We start from the raw sequence: 3288 nt of genomic DNA on the forward strand, positions 1-3288 counted from the left end.
GGTCGGTGGGCTGGTTGTGGTGTTTTGTGTTGTTGGTGTTTTTGCTTGTTTTGTCTCGTCGTGCGCGCTCGCCGCCCCCCACCGCACGTTCGGGGCCAGGTTTAGACGTGGAACCACTTCTGCCACGAACTGCCGTTGCAGTCCCAGAGGTAGACGCGTTGAACGCTCCAGTCCTTCTGCCCGGGGTCGGCGTCCAGGCACTTTCCGTTCCAGGCGCTCCTGATCTCACCGGCGCTGGTCCAGATCCACTGCTGGTTCCTCGGCTGGTGCTCCCATTCCAGCCAGCGGTAGCGGGTGATGCGGCTGCCGTTGGCGTTCTCCAGCACCGCGTCGATGACCTTCCCGTCGTAGACGGATGTGAAGACCAACCGGCCATCACCGAATGCCCCCTGCATCCAGCGCTGCCCGCCGTTGTTGTCGCACCGTGTCAGATTGACGGTGCCGCCGTCCCACGGTTCCGAGCCGTCCCAGTCCAGGCAGTTCCCGGAGTACCTGTTGGCTATGTTGCTCCAGCCGACCGCGGCCGCGTGGGCCTCCGTCTTCTCCGGTGTGCTGTTCGCGGATGCCGCGCCGGCCGGGGCGAGTGCGACCATGATCGCGGCACAGGCCGTGAGGGCTTTCCTGCTGATCACTGGTTGCTCCTTCTTCGATGTCACCGGCACTTGACCTTGCTTCCGTGGTCGGTGAGCAGGTCGTTGCGGATCCACCCCTGGACGCCGGTGCTCACGTTCCGCGCGTACGTCCAGCTGAAGTCGTCGTCGGCCAGGGGGGTGGAATAGCAGTGGTAGTCGAGGGCCTGGCCCTGGTAGGCGACGCCGTTGGCGGGGCACCCGGTGCTGGCACCGGAGCGCATGTTGACGGCCCCGTCGGCGGTGGCGTACCACCCGCCGCCGTCGATGTCCTCGGGCACCCATCCGCACCCGGCGAACACGGTGGCGGGTGCGGCGGGTGCGGCGGGTGCGGCGGATGCGGCGGATGCGGGGCTGGCGAGGGCTTGCGGGGCAGCGAGTGCGCACAGGGCTGCACTGGACAGGAGCAGCGCGACGATGTGCCTACGCATGGTTGACCTCCGTTTGGTGGAGTGAAGGAAGACCTGTAGCCACGGGACGGGATGCGGGAAAGAGGCATGCGGTCGATGCCGGTGGCTCACCCGCCGAGGCTGCCGGCAAGGAAGCCGACGGCCGGCTGTCAGTCGTGGTACACCACAGGGCTGCAGTCCAGGGTGCTGTCGGGGAACCCGAAGTACGTGCCGCAGACCCGGTAGTAGGAGCCGTAGCTGGTGCCCACCATGTTGGACCAGTCCAGCTCGCCCTTGTTCACCGCGACGGCGCGTTCCTCCTGGACGTCGACACCGCCGCCGCCGTCGAGGAGGACACGCTGGATCACCGCGCTGGCGCCTGCGGCGCCGGCGCCGGAGGCACGTATCCAGCCGGCGTGGCACGCGTTGGACCACCGCAGCTCGTAGTACCCGGCCTTCAGCGTGTAGGCCCGCAGGTTGAAGGCGTCGGCGTCGCAACCGGTGCCCTTCGGCCCCTTGTTGGAGCACGTACCGCCGTAGCAGGAAGCCGCGTAGGCCGCCGGTGAGGCGGCGACGGAGAACCCGATGAGGGCTGCGGCCGCGAGGGTGAGAGAAACGAGCCTGTTCTTGAGCACATTCACTCCGATCGGATCGAAAGAGCGGCTGATACCGGGGAAAGCGGTGGCCGGTCCCCCTTCGGGGCAGGACCGGGCCCCCGCTTCCCCGCCGGTGGCTGTCCCCCGGCAGTCAGCGGCCACCTCATGCTGGTTCGGAGCTGATTGTCCGTCAATCAATCTCTGGGAAAGCCAAGTTCGAGCACGGAAAAATATCGTTGTCCGCGGACAAGGGGATTGCCGTGGACCGGTGGAGGACGGGCGGGCGCCTGCAGCTGCCCGAGGTCAGCTGTCCACGACGAGTGAGCGGGTGGGGCCCCTGGTGCGTCTTCTTGTGCTGGACCTGTGGGTGCGGTCACGCGAGTCGGCGTCGGGGCAGGGCGGGGCGGTTGCCGCTGAGGCAGGGCATGACGAGCGCGATGGCGGTGTCCGCGCTGCGGGAGCGGAAGCCCCGGCGGACGATCGGGCGGGTCCTGGTGTTCGTGGACTCGATCGGCCCGCCTGTCACCTGCTGGTGATCAGGGTGGCGGCCGGTCCGCTGATTTTCGTCCAGGTGGCGGCGCCGTTGCTGGGTGCCTGGTAGATAGCGCTGTGGTCGGGCGCCAGGCGGTAGATGTGGTCGGCGGTGACGGCGAATTCGGCTCCCGCCTCGCTGACCGGATCCCAGAACTGGGGAGTGCGGGCGTAACGCAGGAAGGTGCCGTGATCGGGACTGGTGGCGAACAGGTCGGCCGGCCCGGCGTAGAGGTCCTGGGCGTGGCCGCCGATGAGGGTCCAGTCGCTGCCCGTACCGTCCCATTGGAACACCTGGCTGCGGTCCGGTGAGAGTCCGTAGAGGCGGGTGTCGCTGACGGCGAAGGTCGCCCCGTCGGTGCCCACGTAGGTCCAGATTTCCCTGGCGGTGTCGTAGCGGAAGATGCGGCCGTCGCGCGGGTCGGTCGCGAACAGGCCGGCCCCGCCGCCGTACAGGCGTCCGGCCGGGCCTCCTATCTTGGTCCAGCTCGTTCCGGTGCCGTTCCAGCGGTAGACGCCGGTGTGGTCCTGGGCGAGGCGGTAGAGGCGGGTGCCGCTGATGGCGAAGTCGGCACCGGGTTCGCTGACGGGTGTCCAGTTGCCCGGGGTCCCGCTGTAGCCGAGCAGCCGTTTGTCGTGGGCGCTGACGGCGAACACGCCGGCGCCTCCCGCGAGGATCCGTTCGGTGGGACCGCCGATGGGCGTCCAGGCCATGTCCCGGCCCTGCCACTGGTAGACGGCGCGGTGGTCCGGGGCGATGGAGTACAGGGTGCCCGGAGCGGAGGCGACGACCACGGGTTGTCCCGGCTGCTGGGGGGCCGTGTCAGGCGGAACGCCCTGGGTGTCGCGGTTCCGTGGGGTGCTCGACGCCTCGGGGGCGGGCGTCGCGTCGGCCGGGGCCGGCGCCGACCCCGGGGTGGGCGTCACCTCGACCGGAAGCGGGGCCGAAGGCGAGGCCGCAGCCTGCTGCGGTCCGGGGGCAGCAGTTGCGTCTGCCGAGGCCGGGGCTGAGGCCGTAGCCGACGCGATGCCGGCGGCCGGCCGGTACGTGTGCGCGGGCGGGCCCGCCGCGGGCGGGGGCGGGGTCGGTCCGAGGGGGGCGGTGTGCGCCCGCCCCCCGGAGGTCTATGCCCGGTTCGGCCC

General features: G+C 69.9%; 4 protein-coding genes. All 4 read right to left on the bottom strand.

The features are described 5' to 3' along the window. Window positions 1–101: 101 nt before the first annotated feature. The 4 genes from ACFV61_RS35095 to ACFV61_RS35110 all read right to left on the bottom strand — a co-directional run bounded on the left by ACFV61_RS35095 (window position 102) and on the right by ACFV61_RS35110 (window position 2940). A complete protein-coding gene (locus ACFV61_RS35095) occupies window positions 102–632 on the bottom strand; it encodes an RICIN domain-containing protein (protein ID WP_380342138.1) in 531 nt (176 codons plus the stop codon). A gap of 20 nt (window positions 633–652) precedes the next feature. Beyond that, the gene (locus ACFV61_RS35100; RefSeq protein WP_380496161.1) at window positions 653–1060 is read right to left on the bottom strand and encodes a hypothetical protein; all 408 of its coding nucleotides are present in this window, start codon (window positions 1058–1060) and stop codon (window positions 653–655) included. A gap of 128 nt (window positions 1061–1188) precedes the next feature. Continuing rightward, on the bottom strand, window positions 1189–1653 hold the full coding sequence (locus ACFV61_RS35105; RefSeq protein ID WP_063351732.1) for a DUF2690 domain-containing protein: 465 nt from the start codon (window positions 1651–1653) through the stop codon (window positions 1189–1191). Window positions 1654–2136: 483 nt separating this feature from the next. Continuing rightward, window positions 2137–2940, bottom strand: coding sequence for a hypothetical protein (locus tag ACFV61_RS35110; RefSeq protein WP_380496162.1), 804 nt, complete (start codon window positions 2938–2940; stop codon window positions 2137–2139). Window positions 2941–3288: the final 348 nt, after the last annotated feature.

It is taken from the genome of Kitasatospora sp. NPDC059817 (assembly GCF_042731835.1).
Classification (GTDB): Bacteria; Actinomycetota; Actinomycetes; order Streptomycetales; family Streptomycetaceae; genus Kitasatospora.